Genomic DNA, 18,559 nt, shown 5'->3' on the forward strand with positions numbered 1-18,559 from the left:
CACTCCTGAAAGCCTTTCACCAAGCGGCCTTCTCTCTTTAAAGCTCTGCCTTTGTACTATTCCCCTTCAGTGCTTTTGATGCTTAATTATACATTAAAACTTTCTGTGTGTCAACAGCGCCACCGCCTGAGCCGATATACCCTCCTGCCTGCCTTCAAAACCAAGGCCCTCCGAGGTGGTGGCCTTGACGCTCACCCTGCCCTCATCTATAGATAGCGCAGCTGCAATGTTTTTTCTCATTCTGTCTATATGCGGTCTGAGCTTTGGCCTTTGGGCCACCACAGTAGAATCTACATTTTGAACAGCGTATCCGGCATCTGATATCGTGCGGGCGACGTGCCTTAGAAGCTCAATGCTGCTTATGCCCTTGTAGGTCATATCTGAATCCGGAAAATGGCTTCCTATGTCGCCCAGAGCCGCCGCTCCAAGCAATGCGTCTATAATCGCATGCAAAAGTACATCCGCATCGGAATGCCCGAGCAGCCCTTTTTCAAACTCTATCTCCTCGCCTCCGATTATCAGCTTTCTTCCCTCCGTAAGTATGTGCACATCATAGCCTATGCCTACCCTCACAAAATCACATCCTTTTTTTGAGTATCTCCTTTGCAAAAAGCATATCTTCCGGCGTTGTAAGCTTTACGTTCTCATACGAGCCTTCTACAAGCCTCACCCTATGGCCCGCGCTCTCTGCCACCATGCAGTCGTCTGTTGCCAGCAGCCCTATATCGACGGCTCTTGCATACGCTTCCATTATGAGCTTGTAGCTGAAGGTCTGAGGTGTCTGCACGGCCCAAAGCCTATCTCGTTCAGGGGTTGATTCCACAAAGCCCTCATCGTCTGCTAGCTTTATGGTGTCCTTGACTCGCACAGCAAGAGCGCATGCCCCGCTTTCCTTCGCGCACTCTATGCTCTTTATTATATCTGACTTCTCTACAAACGGTCTTGCCCCGTCGTGTATTAGCACTATGTCGCACGCAGGATCAACCAGCTTAAGGCCGCTATATACAGAGTCACGTCTCTCAGCCCCGCCGTATGCAACCTTGACGGACTTTGAAGCGTCCATGTCTTTTTTGATTTCTGAAAAGAGCTTTTCATCGTCCCTTGAAATTACAACAACAAGCTCATCAATCTCATCCAGTGACATGAATCTTTCCATGGTGAGCTGAAGCACAGCCTTGCCCCCCACACTCATATAGACTTTGTTGATGTCGCTTTTCATTCTCTTTCCCCTGCCTGCACATACTATAACAGCGCTATTCACGACTTAATCACTCCCGTTTACTTTTCTTCTCCCCTAATCAGCCTCTTTATATTTTCCTCATGCCTATAGAGCATAAGCAAAGCCGCAAGCAGCGTGAATATTACACTCCCGAAAGGGCTCCCCTTTACAAGAGTCACAAGAAACAGAGTCACCCCAAGACTCATAGATCGGATTGAGACTATCTTTGTCACCTTAGCAAGCACAAAATAAAGTGCAACACCTGTAAATACCGCTATTGGCTCTATGAGCACGAATGCGCCCAGAGTAGTGTTCACGCCCTTGCCCCCGTTGAATCCCAAAAAAGGCGTGTAGTCATGTCCTAGTATTGCTACGAATGCGTTCATGGCCAGGAAGAAATTCCTGTCCATGCTGATATCGAAAAACTTATAAATCCCCATGGCCACAAGAACGGCGGCCGCTCCCTTGACTACATCTGCCGCCTGAGTTGCAATCGAAAAGCCTTTTCCTGCGCCTCGTTTTACATTTGTAGAGCCTATGTTGCCGCTGCCCACCTTTCTTATGTCAATTCCCTTGAATTTTTTAACTATCAAATAACCGCTTGGTATTGAGCCCAGTATAAACGAAAGAGCTAGTGATATTGCTATTGCCAATAACTCCATATCTAAAAAAACCTCCACCTGTAATTTCATTTTGCTGCACAGTATTTAATTATAACATCTAACTGCAAATCTTGCACGGCTGCTCAATTCATCATCTCTGCCGGAAATAGCTCCTCTAGCAGATGATATCCGTTGTACACCTTTACCCTTGCCACCAAAGCTCCGGCCCTCGACATGGCTTCAAGCTTCTTGCCCGTATTTTCGGAAACATAATATCTTTCCAGGTTGTAGGCAAGGTGTACCTTGGAGTCGATATTTTCAGCCCCGTATGTGAACACATACATGTCCTGTAGCCTGCTTCTTAGGTATACGCCTTCCGAAGGCTTTTCAAGCAGCACCCTGTCGACCACGTAAAAACCGCCTTCCTTTTTGAGCATCACATATACTGGATGTCCCCTGAATTTTTCAAGCTTTTTGGCATCTTTTTCTTTAGTTAGCTCTTCCGGAAATTTGTCTATGTCCACCTGTGATATCTTGTAAGTTAGATACACATAGTCTCCCATGAATATGTCCCTTGGATCGTACGGCTCAGTTTCTATGAAAATGTCGGTTCCCATGAACCTTACAGAAAGAGGCACTGCCAGCATGTAGAGCAGAATTATCATCGGAATGGCTGCTGCCAGCATGTATTTTTTGTTCTTACTCATGTCCTTCATTTTCCGCCTCCCTCCTTCTCATCCTTTCAAAATAGTATCCAAAGCCAATTAGTATGAGTCCTCCTCCTGTGAAGAAAAGCGATTTTGGCATGAAATCGTAGAGCGCGTCGAAATAATACCTGAGTATTATGAGACAGACAAACACGAGCGCAGTTATGTTGCCCTTTGATGTCAGCCAAAAGAACACCAGTATGAGAGCTATTCCTATTGCTATGGCCAGCTCCTGAGGCCTGCCGACATACGAGAGTTCCTGCCAGACTTCCTTGTAGGTAAGGAATATCCCTGAAAGTCCCATGGCAATGAGGCCTGACATCCTGAACACATCTGGATTGTAGTCTTTTTTGCAGAAAATATACATGGCCGCTCCTGCCGCAAACACCACAAGGCCTGTATATACGCCTTCCATGTTGAATTTATAGCCTATTGTGATAATGGAGTTTATCAGAAGCACATTTGTAAAGAATGTTCCGATTTTCGAATAGCCTAGATATCTGTTCAGGTAATAAAGCAGAGGCACTATGGCGGCCATCAGATACGGAAATGTATAGTAATCGTACAGACCGTTGAGGTATACAATAAGGAGTATGTGGGAAAATATGAAAATCAGCTTGTCTGAAAAAAGCACGGCCATGGGCAGTATTCCAATGCCCCACATCAGGAATGCACTTGTAAAATGTCCCCCTAGGTTGAAGGTCTGCCCTATAAGGAATATCCCCGCTCCGTATATGAGCGCGGAAATGTAGAGTATACTCCTTCCGATTCGGAAATAATCTTCTTCAAGCTTGTATGCAACCCCCATGGAAGCCAAAAATGCGCCAAACATTATAGCAAACTTCATGAATTCGTCCAGTCTTTTCCAGTTGCTCGCTATGAACGAGAGGAATCCCAGCCCTATGAGTATAGAACCCACTGTCACAAGTATCCTTACAAAATTCAAATCTCGGCCTATGCTGTAGAGCGATATTATTCTGTCCCTTTGCTCACTGTCTATAATGCCGCTGTCTGCGTAGTAACCCACCTCTTTTTCTATGAGCTCATACTCCCTTTTATTCAAATGTCTCTTGTCCATTTGCCCACCTCTTTTCTGTTATGAAAATATGCCTCTCACATTATTTATACAGTAGTTTCATTTCAGAGAAACAATTTTATACTGCTTATTGCCGGCTATATAGATAGAAAAAGACACGTCCTGTATGACGTGCCTTCAAAATCTTATTATTCACTGGGCCTTGCAAATATCATCCTGCCCGCCGCAGTCTGCAGCACTGATGTTACAATTACAACTATAGTCTTGGACATATATTTTTTGCCGCCCTCGACTACTATCATAGTCCCATCATCAAGATAGGCCACTCCCTGGCCTGTCTCCTTGCCTTCCTTCACAATCTGCACCGTCATTTGCTCTCCCGGGATTGCCACAGGCTTGACGGCATTTGCCAGCTCGTTTATGTTGAGCACCTTGACGCCCTGGAACTGCGCCACCTTGTTGAGGTTGTAGTCGTTTGTAAGCACCTTTCCACCAAGGAGCTCCGTAACCTTAAGAAGCCTGGTGTCAACCTCCATAGAGTCTTCGAAATCTTTTTCGAATATCTCAACCTCTATGTCGGTCTCCTTTTGGAGGCTGTTGAGTATGTCCAAACCTCTTCTGCCCCTTACGCGCTTTAGGTCATCCGAAGAATCGGCAATATGCCTTAGTTCCTCCAAAACACATACCGGCACTATAAGCTTGCCCTCTATGAAACCCGTCTTGCAAATATCTAGTATTCTTCCGTCTATTATGACGCTTGTGTCGAGTATTTTGGGAGTTGCTCCAGATACCGCCTTCTCCTTATCCTTAGCCTCTTTCTCCTTGGCGCTAAGCTTGCTTAGTACCCTTGCCAGATTGAAGAGCTCCTCCTTGTTCTTGTTGACCATTCTTCTTCCAAGATTCATGCCTACATATCCCATGAATATGTATACTGCCGCAGCCAGCGTCGTTCCTATAACTGGGACGGATATCTGTATGAGAAGCTGGCTTATGAGATAAGCTATCAGAAGTCCTATTATAAGTCCTATCGAGCCTATTATTATCTCCATTGGCGGAAGTTTCGACATTTCTGCCTCAACCCAGTTTGCCATGTCTTTGCCTTCTTTTATAAGCCACGGAGATACTACAAAAAATATGATTCCCATTATAACGCCTGAAATTGCTGCTCCAAGCATCTTGTATACTTGTGAATCTTTTATGAGTGCAGGAAAAAATTTCACAATGTAAAAATACAAAGCTACTCCTACAGTTATCCCGATCAGCGCCGCAAGTCCTCTTATTATCCTTCCTATCAAGTTTTCACCTCCCTATATATATCTTGCAAATATAGTAATTTTATAACAAGCCGGCATTTTTGTCAAAATTATATAATTTCCATGCTGTATTACAAAAATGTTTTCGAACCCGACTCAACAGGGTATATATACCCTGCCAGCTTGTAAACTATCAGTTTTTTTCAACAAGATTTGACCTAGCATAGCTTTGATATTATAATTTTATATATACAGTCAAAATATCATTATAAAAAACATTTTATTTTTAGGGGTGAGTCATATTATGTCAGATTTCAACTTCAGCACATTTGAATCAAGAGTTAGCGAATCTCTGATCAGGCACAAGAGCATACTTGACGTTATTACCAAGCTTCAAGAAAGTGCTTCCAAGGTCAACAGGGCTATTGTAAAGTCAGCAACAGACTGCGGCTGCATAGAAATAACCGCAAAGAAGCAAAGTGTCCCCAGCGACATTACATATAGTGAGCTCTCGGCTTATCTTAACAGCCAGGTTGAAGGCGCACTGTGCGATAACTGCAAAGATGTAATTGAGTCAGAACTTGGAAACCATCTTTTCTATGTTACATCTTTGTGCAACCTGCTCGATATTGATTTTGAGACAATGCTCAAGAAAGAGTATGACAAGATAGGTGCACTTGGCAAATATTCTCTTCTATAAAGTAAAATTAAGGACATCTATGCCGAATATGGCGCAGATGTCCTTTTATTTTTGCTCTAAATATGCCTGTCTACGAGCACCTGCTCCTGTATGCGCCTTAGTCCGTTTCTTATGGACTGCGCCCTTACCTCTCCTATGCCCTCAACTTCGTCAAGCTGCTCTATGCTCGCACGCAATACAGCCTGGAAATTCATGAAATCGGAGACGAGGTTTTCTATTACGCTGGCCGGCAACCTTGGTATCCTGTTTAATATCCTGTATCCTTTGGGGTATACACAAATATCAAGATCCGAGGTTATCTGGGAGTATCCAAGAAGCTTTACTATGTTTGAAAGATCCAGAAGCTCCTCTGAAGAAAAGCTTCTCATCTCCTTCTTGAAATCATTGTAGTTCATGCCGGGCTTTATGTTATAATCCTTGAAGAGAAACTTGCCGTCTTCCTTGACGTTACCTACAAGCTCGTCCAGCTGCATGCTCACAAGCCTTCCTTCATCTCCAAGCTCGATTATATATTTCTCCACTTCTGTGACTATCCTCATTACCATTTCATTCCTCTGGATTACAGTCACCACATCGTAGAGCGTCACTATGTCTTCGAATTCAAGTGCGCTAAGATTTATCATGCCCTGATCCAGCACCGACTTGTATTTGTCCAGCGTCTGAATTGCCTGGTTTGCCTTTGCCAGAAGCTCCGAGGTTTCCCTCACTACATATTTTGCATAACCCTGGTAGAGCGTTATAATGTTCCGTCTTTGCGATATGGATATAACCATGCCACCCGTCTGCCTTGCAACCCGCTCGGCGGTCCTGTGCCTTATGCCGGTTTCCTTTGACGATATTGACGGATCCGGAATGAGCTGAGTGTTTGCATAGAGTATTCTTTTTCCGTCACTAGAGAGGATGATGGCTCCGTCCATCTTAGCAAGCTCGTACACATAGGCAGGCGAAAATTCGGCGTTGATGTTGAATCCGCCTTCGACTATTTGGAGTATGTCCTCACTGTCTCCAACCACTATAAGCGCTCCCGTCTTAGCCCTAAGTATGCTCTCAAGGCCCTCCCTAAGGGGCGTACCCGGCGCTATCATCTTGAGCGATTTTAACTTTTCCTTATCCTTTAAAAAAATATTGTGCATTGCGCGGTCCCCCCAACACTCGTAGATGGCTTTTTTATGTTTTTACCCAAATAGCTGAGTATGTTTCATTTTTTATTTATATTACACTATTCCCTATTATTTGTATATCCAATATTTTGCAGGTTGATTCTACTCTCCATTGAAGTTTCCAACTCCGAACACATGTCTTATTACCTCTTTCAAGTTCTTCGCTTCGATTACTCTTATGTTTTCTGTTTTTATTCCCCCAGCTGAATTTGGAGCCACAAAAACTCTTTTGAAGCCCATCCTGTCAAGTTCCCTTACCCTGAGCTCAATCGACGGAACCTTTTTGAGTTCACCTGTAAGACCCACATCCGCTATAAACACCGTGTCATCCTGTATGCCTCTGTTATATGCCGATGACACTATGCTCATTATTATTGCCAGGTTCGCCGAGTGCTCCTTGAGCTTTAGTCCTCCCGTTGTCTTTATAACCACGTTCTTGTCAAAAAGCGAAAGACTTCCCCTTTGCTCAAGTATCGATATCAGCGTATTGAGCTGGTCACGCTTAATACATTCCCCCGTTCTTGATGGGTACGGCGTGAATGACTTTGAAACCAGACTCTCAACTTCGACTATTATGGGCCTTGAGCCTTCCTTCACAACCGTCAGCGCGCTTCCCGAAACCGTCTCACCTGACTGCCTTCTGGTCATAAAAAACTCCGACGGATTGTCTATTGACACCATACCCTTGTCTGTCATTGAGAAAAAACCCATCTCGCCCGTGCTTCCGAATCTGTTTTTCGAGCAGTATATACCTCGCAGCTCTTCGCCCCGGTCACTGTCGATTATGAGCACCGTGTCCACAAGGTGCTCAAGCGCCCTAAGGCCGGCGAGCTCATCCTCTTTGGTCATCTGTCCAATCATAATTACCGCCCTTGGCTTCTTTTCGCTCTTTGCCGCCCTGAGCAATGCATTGGCGCACTCCATTGTCTGGGTAGGAGAACCTGGGCGCGAATCCAGGCCTTCGAATGCAAACGTCTGTATACTGTCTATTACAATAAGCTCTGGATCTATCTCCTCTATATGCATTAATACGTTGTCCATGCTAGTATCTGATACTATCCATATGTTGTCGTGTATTCTGCTTAATATTCTGTCAGCTCTGTTTTTTATCTGGCTCTCGCTCTCCTCGCCCGATGCATACAAGACCTTGTAACCTTGCGCGGCGACATCGCTTGACACGGCCAGCGTAAGTGTCGATTTGCCTCCGCCCGGCCTTGATGTTATTATAGTCAGCGAATCCTTTACAATTCCTCCACCCATCACCCGGTTGAATTCGTTTATATTGGTTACAATCCTGTCGCTTTTGCTGCTTTGCACTTCTGCAAGCCTAAGCGCCGGCACGCCGATGGATTTACGTGTTCCTGCCTGCTTGCCCTTTTGAACCTCAATTTCTTCAAAAGTGTTCCAGTCTCCGCAGTCCGGACATTTTCCCATCCATTTCGGGCTCTCGCAGCCGCACGCTTTGCATATGAACTTGCTTTTTATTTTAGCCAATAAAGCTCACCCTTTGCCTAATATTTCACTTTTGTTCTATACTATAGGATATCATAAAACCTGTCTGGATTTGCATGAAAAAAGGGGGATTTCACCCCCCTTAAATCAGCTGAGCACCTTTGCTTCGAATCTTAGAGCTCCGCCCTCTTCTCTTACAACAACATGCTCTCCCTTCCTTATGTTGCCTCTTAGCATTTCCTCTGATATTCTGTCCTCGAGATGCTTTTGTATAGCCCTTTTTAGCGGTCTTGCTCCGAATTCAGGATCATAACCTTTGCTTGCTATAAACTTTTTCGCATCCTCAGTAAGCTCCATTTGAATGTCAAGCTCAGAAAGTCTGTGTATTAGCTTTTCAACCATTATATCCACTATCCTTCCCATGTCATCCTCGGCAAGAGGGTGGAATACTATTATGTCGTCTATCCTGTTTATAAACTCAGGCCTGAATTTCTGTCTGAGCTCTCTAGTCACATTTTCGCTCATATTCTCATATTCATTTTTCTCGGCTTCCTTCTTATCGAGCCCGGCAGCAAATCCCAGTGATTTTTGTCTGCCTATAATGCTTGCTCCGACGTTTGACGTCATTATTATTACCGTATTTTTGAAGTCAACGACTCTGCCCTTAGAGTCTGTGAGTCTTCCATCGTCGAGTATCTGGAGAAGGGCGTTGAATACATCCGGATGCGCTTTCTCTATCTCATCAAACAGGACTACCGAATAAGGCTTTCTTCTAACCTTTTCTGTCAGCTGTCCGCCCTCGTCATAGCCAACATATCCCGGAGGAGAGCCTATTAGCTTTGACACCGAATGCTTCTCCATGTACTCTGACATATCTATTCTTATCATAAGGTCTTCATCGCCGAACATGACTTCTGCTAGAGCCTTTGAAAGCTCTGTCTTTCCTACTCCCGTAGGTCCTAGGAATATGAAGGAACCTATAGGCCTGTTTGGATCCTTGAGCCCTACTCTGGCTCTTCTTATGGCCTTTGCCACTGCATCCACGGCCTCTTCCTGCCCTATTACCCTCTTATGAAGAATTTCTTCAAGCTTTAGAAGTCTCTGCGACTCCTCTTCCTGCAGCTTTGTTACTGGTATGGAGGTCCAGAGCGAAACAACGGCAGCTATATCCTCGGCTGTAACATTTTCATCAGAGCCTTGACTCTTCTTCTTCCAAGAGTCGGTTATGCCATCGAGCTCTTCCCTAAGCTTTCTTTCCTCATCTCTTATTCCGGCGGCTTTTTCAAAGTCCTGTATGCTTATGGCCTCTTCCTTTTCCTGGGCTACCCGCTTGAGCTTCTCCTCAAGATCTTTTATTTCGCCGGGAGCAGTATGCTTTCTCAGCCTTACCCTCGATGCCGCCTCGTCCACAAGGTCTATCGCCTTGTCCGGAAGGAATCTGTCAGTTATATACCTGTGTGAAAGCTCTACTGCGGCCTTTATCGCCTCGTCGGTTATCTTTACCTTATGGTGAGCCTCATACTTGTCCCGAAGTCCCATAAGTATCCTTATGGAATCCTCTTCGGTCGGTTCGTCTATCATTACCGGCTGGAACCTTCGCTCAAGCGCCGGATCCTTTTCGACATGCTTTCTGTACTCATCTATCGTGGTGGCACCTATGACTTGTATTTCCCCCCTGGCAAGAGACGGCTTAAGTATGTTGGAGGCGTCAATGGCGCCTTCCGCTCCTCCAGCTCCCACTATAGTATGGAACTCGTCAATGAAGAGTATTACCTCCCTTGCCTTTTCTAGCTCCTCCATTATTTTCTTTAGCCTCTCCTCGAATTCGCCCCTGTATTTCGCACCTGCTATCATCGAAGCCATATCGAGTGTTACAATCCTTTTGTTCCTGAGTATATCGGGTACATCGCCAATGACAATCTTTTCCGCCAGACCCTCCACCGCAGCTGTCTTTCCAACGCCGGGATCACCTATTAGCACCGGATTGTTCTTTGTCCTTCTGCTTAGTATCTGTATTACCCTTTCTATCTCGGCATCTCTTCCTATTACCGGATCAAGTTTGCCTTCAGACGCCTGAACAGTAAGATCTCTGCCATATTTGTCCAGAGTCGGCGTGCTAACCGCTGGCCTTGTATACTGGCTCTGTGGCTCCTTTGGCATAGGCCCCGAGCCTAGCGCATTTTGTATGTCCATTACAAGCACATTGAGATTTATGCCCATTTCGCTTAGTATCCTTGAACCTATTCCCTCGCCCTCTTTAATAAGACCCAGCAGCAGATGCTCTGTTCCCACATAGCTGTGGCCCATCTTCTGAGCCTCGATAAGGCTCAGCTCAAAAATCCTCTTTGTTCTTGGAGTGAAGCCTACAACCTGAACTCCGCTCGCTCCCTTGCCTTCTATCTCTTCTACCCTGGCGCCAACCTGATCGTGCATCACGCCTAGCTTCTGAAGTATCTGGGCTGCAACGCTTCTGTTTTCTGCTAGTATTCCAAGTAGTATATGCTCACTTCCGACGAAGTTATGTCCCAGGCTGCTGGCTTCTTTTCCCGCAAGTTCAAGCACAGCTTTTGCTCTTTGAGTAAAATTGCTGAACATTTTCTAGTCCTCCTTGTTTTCATTTGATTTTTTTGAAAACTCTTTTCTTAGATATTCCGCCCTCTTTATGTCCCGCTCCTGGACCTTGCTCTGCCCTGACATCATCTGCTGGTGCGAAGGCTGTATCTCGATAAAAAGCTTGTCTATGTCTCTTGATTTCATGTTGTCTATGAGTCCCATCTCTATGCCGAGCTTCACGTTTGAAAGCAGGTTCATGGCTTCATTCGAATCGACAAGCCTTGCACTGCTTAGTATTCCTATCGCTCTGTATATCTTGTCCTCGAATTTCATGCCTTGGTTCTTGTAGAGGAAGCTTCTCGCCTCAAGTTCTTTGGATATAAGCTGCTTCGAGAGACCCTTTATGTTGCCCAGTATCTCCTCTTCCTTCCTTCCAAGCGTGAGCTGGTTGGATATCTGAAATATGCTGCCCTTGGCCTGTGAACCTTCTCCATATATCCCCCTTACAGCAAGCCCTATCTGGTTAGCCGCCTTGAGCACCCCGTCAATATATCCTAGCTCCACTAGCGCCGGCAGGTGCACCATTATCGAGGCCCTCATGCCCGTGCCCACGTTTGTCGGACATGCAGTCAAGTAGCCAAGCCTTTCATCGAATGCATAACCTATGCTCTCCTCAAGAAGGTCGTCTATCTTGTCGGCTATGTCCCAGGCATCATCCAACCTGAATCCCGGGAAGAGCGCCTGTATTCTGAGGTGGTCCTCCTCATTGACCATTATGCTGACAGTCTCGTCATCCTTTATAAGCGCCGCGCTGAGATCACTCCTTGCTATATCCTTGCTTATCAGATGCTTTTCAAGAAGTATCCCTTTTTCAAGCTTGTCCAACTCCGCCATTCTGAGGCTCTTGAAATCATTCCTTATAGCGCTGGTTCCATGAATTATGGCATTTTCAACTTCCTTGATTATCCGCTCCGCTTCATCGGGTTTAAGCTTGTTAGTGAAGTTGTAGCCCCTGAAATTCCTGGCAAGCCTTATCCTTGAGCTTATAACCACTTTCGATTCAGCCCCGTCTATTTCAAGCCATTTTATCACCTCTATCCCCCCTATATATCTTTTTCAAGCCTTTTTATCTCGTCGCGTATTCTGGCTGCACTTTCAAAATCCTCTTTTGTAACCGCCTCGTTAAGCTTTTCCTTAAGCTCCCTGATTTCGTTTTTTATCCTGATGCTTGCGCCTGCACGTTTGGGAACTTTACCCGTGTGCTGGGTCGCTCCCTGTATTCTCTTTATCAGGGGGAAGAGCTGCTCCCTGAATGCCTCGTAGCACACATGACACCCAAGCCTTCCTACATTCTTGAACCTGTTGTATGTGCTTTTACAGTTTGGACAAATTTCTTCTGACTGTTTTGTGAACACATTGTCCATATCAACATCCATTATGCTTGAAAATATATCCTTCACCGAAAATGGTATGTTGAAGTCAACCTTTATGCTTTGTTCGCTCTTTGCGCACTCATCACAAAGATGCTTTTCGCTCTTGATACCGTTTTTTATCTCCTTGAAATGCACTGTGGCATCCCGTTGCTTGCATTTTTCACAAATCATAGCTACACCCCCTGTGCTATATTATGTTTATGAGTATATTTTTCAGCATGAGTGCTCTTATAATATTCCTGTCTCGCTCTGAAAGCAACACAAGCGTCCTCTCGTTTGTAGCAGCCATTATTATTTTTTCTTCTCTACTTGTTATTATTTCCCTTTCCCGCAGGCTTTTAACTATTTTTTGAGCCGCGCTGAAAGTGACAGCATCTCCTATGCTGCTTAGTATGAGATTCCTCACATACTCGTTGGAATCCGGAACAATCCTTATTATCCTTATGCCGCCTCCTCCGCCCCTTTTGCTCTCGACATAGTATCCCTTGTCACTTCCAAATCTTGTGGACAACACATAGTTGATCTGTGATGGCGCACATTCGAATCTGCTGGCAAGCTCGTTTCTTTTTATCTCTATAGCTTTACTCTCATTGAGCATCTGCTTTATGAACTCTTCAATCATGTCAGACAGCCTCATAAAATCCACCTCTTTGACTTTGACTTTCTTTGACCTTTATAAGCATAATTATACCCATCCGCAAATTTTTTTCAACACTTTTAAAGGAAATTTTAATTGAAAACAGCCTGCCGGAATTCCGGCAGGCTGATGTCGTTATACTAACACTGGCTTTTCATTTTTAGCCTGGCTTACTATCTTTTCGCTGAGATGCGATGGAACCTCTTCGTATCTTTCAAACTCTATTTCAAAGAATCCCCTTCCCTGCGTCATTGACCTTAAGTCTATCGCATATCTGAAGGTCTCGGCTTGGGGCGCCTCTGCAAGTATCACCTGCTTGCCGCTTGAGGCGGGCTCCATTCCAAGTATTCTCCCTCTTCTCTTGTTGATGTCTCCTATTACATCTCCCATATAGTCCTCGGGTACAACTATCTTGAGTTTCATAACAGGCTCCAGCAGGACGGGATTTGCTGTCTCCATGCCCTTTTTGAATGCTATGTTGGCAGCAAGCTTGAATGCCATTTCAGACGAATCCACATCATGGTATGAACCGTCATAAAGCGTCGCTTTTATCTGCGTTACAGGGTATCCTGCAAGTACGCCTGTCTGAATAGCCTCCCTAAGCCCCTTTTCAACCGCGGGAATATAGCTCTTCGGCACCGCACCGCCGACAACCTTTTCCTCAAATATGAAATCCTCTTCACAAGGCTCAAATTTGATTTTGACATCACCGTATTGACCGTGACCTCCAGATTGCTTCTTGTGCTTACCCTGAACGTCTGCCCTGCCTTTTATCGTTTCTCTGTATGGAACCTTCGGATCTAGCAGCTCCACCTCTACTCCAAATTTCTTCTTCAGCTGTTCTTTAATAGCATTTATCTGAATTTCGCCCTGGCCACCCAGAAGCGTCTGCTTTGTCTCACTGTCTCTGTACCACTGTATAGAAGGATCTTCCTCCATTATTCTGTGAAGGCCGGCGCTTATCTTGTCTTCCTCACCCTTTTTGAGCGCCTGAACCGCAAAGAATATCTGCGGTTTAGGGAATTCAATCCTCCCGTATGGCTCCTTGTTCGGATCAAGGGAAAGCGTATCTCCTGTTTGCGTGTCTGAAAGCTTAAGGAATACAACTATATCACCTGTGCTTGCCTTGTCTATGTCAACCTGCTGCCCATTTATGATGGTATATATATGGCCTACTCGCTCCTTTGTTCCCTTGCTTGTATTGTACACCTCGCTGTCCGGAGACAGCTCTCCATCGCATACGTTTACAAAGGACATCCGGCCTATGAACGGATCCACTATTGTCTTGAAAACCTGTCCCGCAAACTTGGCGCCATTATTCTCAAAGCCCATATCTACAGGTGATGGCAGGAAATCCCACACCATGTCTAAAAGCGTGTGTACTCCTATGTTCTTTGCAGTAGAGCCGCAAAGAACAGGTATTATGTCTCCCGAAAGCACACCCTTCCTAAGACCCTTTTGTATTTCATCCATAGTAAACTCTTCGCCCGCAAAATACTTTTCAAGCAGCTCCTCGTCACTTTCAGCCACAGATTCAAGAAGCATATCCCTTACTGGCATCACACTCTCTTGCATGTAATCAGGTATTGGCACTGTATCACAATCCACTCCATTGTATTCCCTTGCAAACAAGTCAACCACGTTTACGAAACCTTTGAAATCCATGTCTTTTCCCATGGGAACGTGGAAAGGTGCAATCTTCTTGCCGTATCTGGCCCTTAACTGCTCTAGTATTTTGTCATAATCCGCCTTGTCGCTGTCTATTTTATTTACAAATATAAATCTTGGGGTATTGTGTTCGTCCGTTATCTCAAGCGCATTGTCTGTTCCCACCTGAAGGTCAGTAGTTCCATCCACTACTATTATGGCTCCTGATGCAGCTTTCATAGCAGAAATCAGCTCACCATGAAAGTCATAATATCCTGGGGTATCTATGAAATTATACTTATGCCCGTTCCATTCAACCGGGATAAGGTTGAGCGTCGAACTCATATGGGACTGGTCTTCAGGCCTTGATATTCTGCTCAGCACCTTGTTTGTATAGAGTATGGCCTCTGCAAGGTTTGATTTTCCTGAACCGCTGTGTCCCAGAAAAACGACATTTCTAATCTTGTCCGCTTCATAAACTTTCATAACACCATCTCCCCTTCATTATAGATATATTTTTTATTTTGATACAAAACAAAATACCTTCCTCACAACAGCGTCTATTTTTTTATACCCACTTTTTTTTTACTTAATCTTAACGTACCGAGCAAAGCGTTTCATATAGCCTGCACTTTGGTATATACACTATATATTCATACACTGCAAAGGATGTGATTTTATGAAGCTACTGGATTTGCACACCCATTCAAGCTATTCTGACGGGACATACACCCCTTCTGCCATTGTTGATTTGGCCCTGCGAAAAGGGCTTTATGGCCTTTCCATTACAGACCACGACTGCGTGGATGGGATTGAAGAAGCTATAGAATATGCAAAACACAAGAACATAGTTTTTGTGCCTGGTATAGAATTCAGCTGTTTTTATGGAGAAGAGGAGATACACATACTCGGTTACAACATAGACCATCGCCATACAACTCTGCTTGAGATTACAAAACAGCTTAGAAATGCAAGGCTCGACAGAGCCCGCCAGATGATTGAAAAGCTAAAAGACATTGGCTTTAAAATCAGCTTTGACGACATCAAAAAATACAACCTCAACTCAGCCGGAAGGCCTCACATAGGTCAGGCTCTTGTCGAGAGGGGCTATGCGCATTCAGTGCAGGAAACCTTTGAAAAATATCTCTCAAAGGGAATGCCTGCATACGTGGAAAGGTACAAGCTCCTGGCGCAGGATGCAATAAAACTAATACACGAGGCAGGTGGGGTCAGTGTCATAGCCCACCCATACCTCATTAAAAACCAGTCTTGCATAGATGCACTTGCCGCCATGGGTATTGACGGACTTGAAGCCTATCATTCCTCGCACTCGAACTCTAATGAGAAAAGATACATATACATGGCGCGCAGGCTGGGACTTTGCATAACCGGCGGCTCTGATTTTCACGGAAGGGACAGCGATTTTGACTTCTTCGGCAGAGTCGGGATAAAGCTAGAGGAACTAGACTCTAAAATATTAAACAGATAGCGAAAGGGGCGTACAATCACGCCCCTATTCTATGCTACAACATTCCATTGTAATAGTCTTGAACCTTTCAAGCTCTTCAAGCTCATTCTCGCTCACCATAGCTATTCCAGAGATCCGCTCCCCATACTCCTCTTCAGACATAGCCTCATACGGCATCAGCGGATATATCTCCTCCTCCAGCGGCATAAACGAGAGTGCCACTACTGTATTCCAATTGCTCTTTATCCATTCCTTAACTCCATCCCACTCTTGCTTCCTCACATGAACAGTTATGGAGGTATTATGATCCACGTAATTTTTCATGAAAAGTCTGTAATTTTCCAGTTGTTCTATCGCGCCAACATCCAACTTTGTTTTCCCTTTCTGTGACCTGACCGGAAACTCGACGCAGCTCAGCCCCTGGGTATCATCGTCCAACACCGCATATCCTGCACTCCTGTACAAGCTGACCATCGGATCTTCCCTGCTTATCCTTATCCTGCGAATAAAATACTGGGAATGAGCATAGTGAACTCCCGAAGATACCCCCGCCATCTGGCTGAGAGTGCCTTCCGGCTTTACGGTAGTCACAAGCAAAGGGGCTTTCTTTCCAAGGAACTTTGAGTACTCTGCAGCTTCGCTGTGGGCAGCCATTCTCAGCCCCTTAAGCAACCTCTCCTGCTCCTCCCCGGTTAGAGACGCTGCATTGACCATATCCTGCCAGCCTGTAAGTGAGCACCCCACAAGCCTATCCCTGCGGCTGATGTAGTCCCACCTTGAAAGCTCAAGCTGCGCATTTGCCATGCGGCAGGCAGCGCGCGCAGATAGCCGCTGGGCCTTTTCAAGAGCTTCCTCGTCCAGTAGGCCATACTCATTTACAAATGCATATACGTTCACCGTAGTAAGATTGCACACACCCCTTGAGTCGAGTAGCACCTCGCCGCACGGATTCAATCCCTGGAAATTTTTGCGCCTTATCCTGGCAGCCTGAGCATTCACAAAACCAGGCTCGCCAGACAGCCTTATCATTTCAAAGTGTCTGTCAAGCTCTTTATCAGAAGGCCTGCGTTCATAAAAAATAGAGTTGTTGCTCATTCTCCTGTGACCTATACTGGCATTGAGCTCCAGTTCCCCGCCGTTCTTGCTGTACAACTCCGATTTGGCTGCAATGCACTCCTCATCATCGCTGTCAAACAGCAACATCTGCGCGGCCCTTCTTACGCCGCCCACAGATACATTCTCTCCTATGACATTGAGCATGTCGAGCAGTTCGACAGGCCTTAGATATCTTTGCTCATCCTCATTGTCAATTCCTCTTTTTATTACAGACTCCATCTTTGCCAGCATTTCAACGAGTGTTTCATGTCCACTGGCTACTCCTCCGAAAGTCTTGAGCCGTTCTCCCTTTCTCCTTACATTTCCATAGTCAAATATGATGTACCTTACGCTCCTATATTCATTCTGAGTGCAAAGCCTTATGAATGCGTCCAGAGCTCCAGCCCAGCCCTCCCTGCTGTCGCCCACTCTTATAACAGCTCTCTCATTTCCCTCAAATTCCAATGAAGTATTATCCTGCCTCCTGTCCGCTTCAACAGGAATGTATTGCTTGTGGCTCACCTCAAAATCATTCCTGAATTTTGGCAGCTTCGCCACATCTCTTTTGAGTATCCTAATTCCCACACCGCAGCCAAGCATAAGCATGTAGAAAATCTCCCTGAAGCAGTCTATGTCATCCATTACTATGAAAGCGCAGTTATAGTTGGACAGAGGGTTCCTTCTGGCCATTTCCGTCCCGCCTATCCAAAGCGTACGCCCAGCTATAAACTGCCTCAGGCTGTACATATTGTCAAAAAGTTCCTGCGCCTCTTCTTCGCTAGTCTGGACAAGGCTACAGTTGTATTCCACAGCGCGCCTTACACACTCCCACCAGCGCTCCATGCGGCCTTCCTCTTCAATCCACCTTGAATACGTCCTGTAGAATATGAAGCGCCCGAGACTATCCAGAGGAGATTCTGCGGCCTTGTATTTTTTTAGGAAATCGTCGCTGAGTTTTATATTTTCAGACATGCGGCCACCCCCTTCCCTTTATCTTCTAAGTCATATACTACATATACCTTTTGACTCTGCATGATAAACAGGTGGTGCTTCGCCGGCAGCTTTGAAACCTACGCTGTCGCTGATGCTTCTAGCTAGGCTACTGACTCTGCATGATAAATTGAGCGCCGCTTCAGCTTTGGGATTTCACTTCATCTCATGCTACCACTCCGCCGGCAGCTTTGAAACTCGCTGCGCTCAAACAGTCAAAGCTTTTTTGCCGGCTTCTTGGCCACATTTCGATGGGAAATCCATCAAAGCCTCATAAAGGCGCCCTGATTTATCATTCCCAGAGTCACGCAGCCATAGGATAACCCACGCAGTCATGTGCGCTGGTTTTTACCTTCTCCCGCCCAGCTGCGTAACGTTTTATATTTTTTGCGGCACTTTGAGCAGCTTGCCATTTTGAAAGATGCATCCAAATAAAAAAAGCCGGACTACGCATAGTCGGCTCAGTAAGTGGCAATTAGTCGGATCTCCTGTAGCAATAATCCAAAAGGAATAAAGCAGGCCTGATTTAATGAGTTTTGATTGATTTCCTGGCGAAGTGCAGGAATGAAATCGTTGGAATTTTGAGTGTCTGAGCGCAGCGAGTTCT

Annotated in this window: 16 protein-coding genes and 1 other annotated feature (1 of these 17 only partly in view); of the genes, 2 read left to right on the forward strand and 14 right to left on the reverse strand. The window is 45.4% G+C overall.

Going from position 1 to position 18,559, the window contains the following annotated elements; genetic code table 11:
* Positions 1 to 79, reverse strand: a binding site (T-box leader) (it extends 140 nt beyond the left edge of the window).
* A 14-nt stretch (positions 80 to 93) separates the two neighbouring features.
* The 6 genes from ispF to GT589_RS01945 all read right to left on the reverse strand — a co-directional run bounded on the left by ispF (position 94) and on the right by GT589_RS01945 (position 4,859).
* Positions 94 to 573 carry a 2-C-methyl-D-erythritol 2,4-cyclodiphosphate synthase gene (gene ispF, locus GT589_RS01920; RefSeq protein ID WP_293395162.1) on the reverse strand — a complete coding sequence of 160 codons (480 nt, stop codon included), beginning with the start codon at positions 571 to 573 and terminating at the stop codon, positions 94 to 96.
* A 4-nt stretch (positions 574 to 577) separates the two neighbouring features.
* Positions 578 to 1,261 carry a 2-C-methyl-D-erythritol 4-phosphate cytidylyltransferase gene (gene ispD / locus GT589_RS01925; protein WP_293395165.1) on the reverse strand — a complete coding sequence of 228 codons (684 nt, stop codon included), beginning with the start codon at positions 1,259 to 1,261 and terminating at the stop codon, positions 578 to 580.
* A 17-nt stretch (positions 1,262 to 1,278) separates the two neighbouring features.
* A complete protein-coding gene (gene plsY, locus GT589_RS01930; RefSeq protein WP_293395168.1) occupies positions 1,279 to 1,881 on the reverse strand; it encodes a glycerol-3-phosphate 1-O-acyltransferase PlsY in 603 nt (200 codons plus the stop codon).
* Positions 1,882 to 1,964: 83 nt separating this feature from the next.
* Positions 1,965 to 2,537: a GDYXXLXY domain-containing protein gene (locus GT589_RS01935; RefSeq protein WP_293395170.1), complete on the reverse strand. Its 573-nt coding sequence runs from the start codon at positions 2,535 to 2,537 to the stop codon at positions 1,965 to 1,967.
* Positions 2,521 to 3,606, reverse strand: a complete 1,086-nt coding sequence (locus tag GT589_RS01940; RefSeq protein WP_293395173.1) for a DUF2157 domain-containing protein — start codon at positions 3,604 to 3,606, stop codon at positions 2,521 to 2,523. The genes GT589_RS01935 and GT589_RS01940 overlap by 17 nt, the downstream gene beginning before the upstream one ends.
* Before the next feature lie 146 nt (positions 3,607 to 3,752).
* Entirely contained in the window at positions 3,753 to 4,859 is a 1,107-nt protein-coding gene (locus tag GT589_RS01945; RefSeq protein WP_293395176.1) for a PIN/TRAM domain-containing protein, read from the reverse strand.
* 262 nt (positions 4,860 to 5,121) lie between these two features.
* On the opposite strand from GT589_RS01945, the gene GT589_RS01950 reads away from it, so the two are divergent.
* The gene (locus GT589_RS01950) at positions 5,122 to 5,517 is read left to right on the forward strand and encodes a DUF1573 domain-containing protein (RefSeq protein ID WP_293395179.1); all 396 of its coding nucleotides are present in this window, start codon (positions 5,122 to 5,124) and stop codon (positions 5,515 to 5,517) included.
* A 56-nt stretch (positions 5,518 to 5,573) separates the two neighbouring features.
* Here GT589_RS01950 and disA read toward each other — a convergent pair whose 3' ends face one another.
* The 7 genes from disA to GT589_RS01985 all read right to left on the reverse strand — a co-directional run bounded on the left by disA (position 5,574) and on the right by GT589_RS01985 (position 14,885).
* The gene (gene disA, locus GT589_RS01955) at positions 5,574 to 6,650 is read right to left on the reverse strand and encodes a DNA integrity scanning diadenylate cyclase DisA (protein ID WP_293395182.1); all 1,077 of its coding nucleotides are present in this window, start codon (positions 6,648 to 6,650) and stop codon (positions 5,574 to 5,576) included.
* 129 nt (positions 6,651 to 6,779) lie between these two features.
* Entirely contained in the window at positions 6,780 to 8,171 is a 1,392-nt protein-coding gene (gene radA, locus GT589_RS01960) for a DNA repair protein RadA (RefSeq protein ID WP_293395185.1), read from the reverse strand.
* A gap of 105 nt (positions 8,172 to 8,276) precedes the next feature.
* Positions 8,277 to 10,724: an ATP-dependent Clp protease ATP-binding subunit gene (locus GT589_RS01965; RefSeq protein WP_293395188.1), complete on the reverse strand. Its 2,448-nt coding sequence runs from the start codon at positions 10,722 to 10,724 to the stop codon at positions 8,277 to 8,279.
* Between the two features lie 3 nt (positions 10,725 to 10,727).
* The gene (locus GT589_RS01970) at positions 10,728 to 11,774 is read right to left on the reverse strand and encodes a protein arginine kinase (RefSeq protein WP_293395191.1); all 1,047 of its coding nucleotides are present in this window, start codon (positions 11,772 to 11,774) and stop codon (positions 10,728 to 10,730) included.
* 11 nt (positions 11,775 to 11,785) lie between these two features.
* Positions 11,786 to 12,286 carry a UvrB/UvrC motif-containing protein gene (locus tag GT589_RS01975; protein ID WP_293395194.1) on the reverse strand — a complete coding sequence of 167 codons (501 nt, stop codon included), beginning with the start codon at positions 12,284 to 12,286 and terminating at the stop codon, positions 11,786 to 11,788.
* A gap of 16 nt (positions 12,287 to 12,302) precedes the next feature.
* Positions 12,303 to 12,752, reverse strand: a complete 450-nt coding sequence (locus GT589_RS01980; RefSeq protein ID WP_293395196.1) for a CtsR family transcriptional regulator — start codon at positions 12,750 to 12,752, stop codon at positions 12,303 to 12,305.
* Between the two features lie 135 nt (positions 12,753 to 12,887).
* Entirely contained in the window at positions 12,888 to 14,885 is a 1,998-nt protein-coding gene (locus GT589_RS01985) for an elongation factor G (protein WP_293395199.1), read from the reverse strand.
* A 193-nt stretch (positions 14,886 to 15,078) separates the two neighbouring features.
* Between GT589_RS01985 and GT589_RS01990 the strand changes: the two genes are divergently transcribed.
* Positions 15,079 to 15,888 (forward strand): PHP domain-containing protein, encoded by an 810-nt coding sequence (locus tag GT589_RS01990; RefSeq protein ID WP_293395202.1) that lies wholly within the window; start codon positions 15,079 to 15,081, stop codon positions 15,886 to 15,888.
* Positions 15,889 to 15,912: 24 nt separating this feature from the next.
* Here the strand turns inward: GT589_RS01990 and nrdJ are convergent, their stop codons facing one another.
* A complete protein-coding gene (gene nrdJ / locus GT589_RS01995; RefSeq protein ID WP_293395205.1) occupies positions 15,913 to 17,934 on the reverse strand; it encodes a ribonucleoside-triphosphate reductase, adenosylcobalamin-dependent in 2,022 nt (673 codons plus the stop codon).
* Between the last annotated feature and the right edge of the window lie 625 nt (positions 17,935 to 18,559).

This window comes from Peptoclostridium sp. (assembly GCF_009881055.1).
Classification (GTDB): Bacteria; Bacillota; Clostridia; order Peptostreptococcales; family Peptostreptococcaceae; genus Peptoclostridium_A.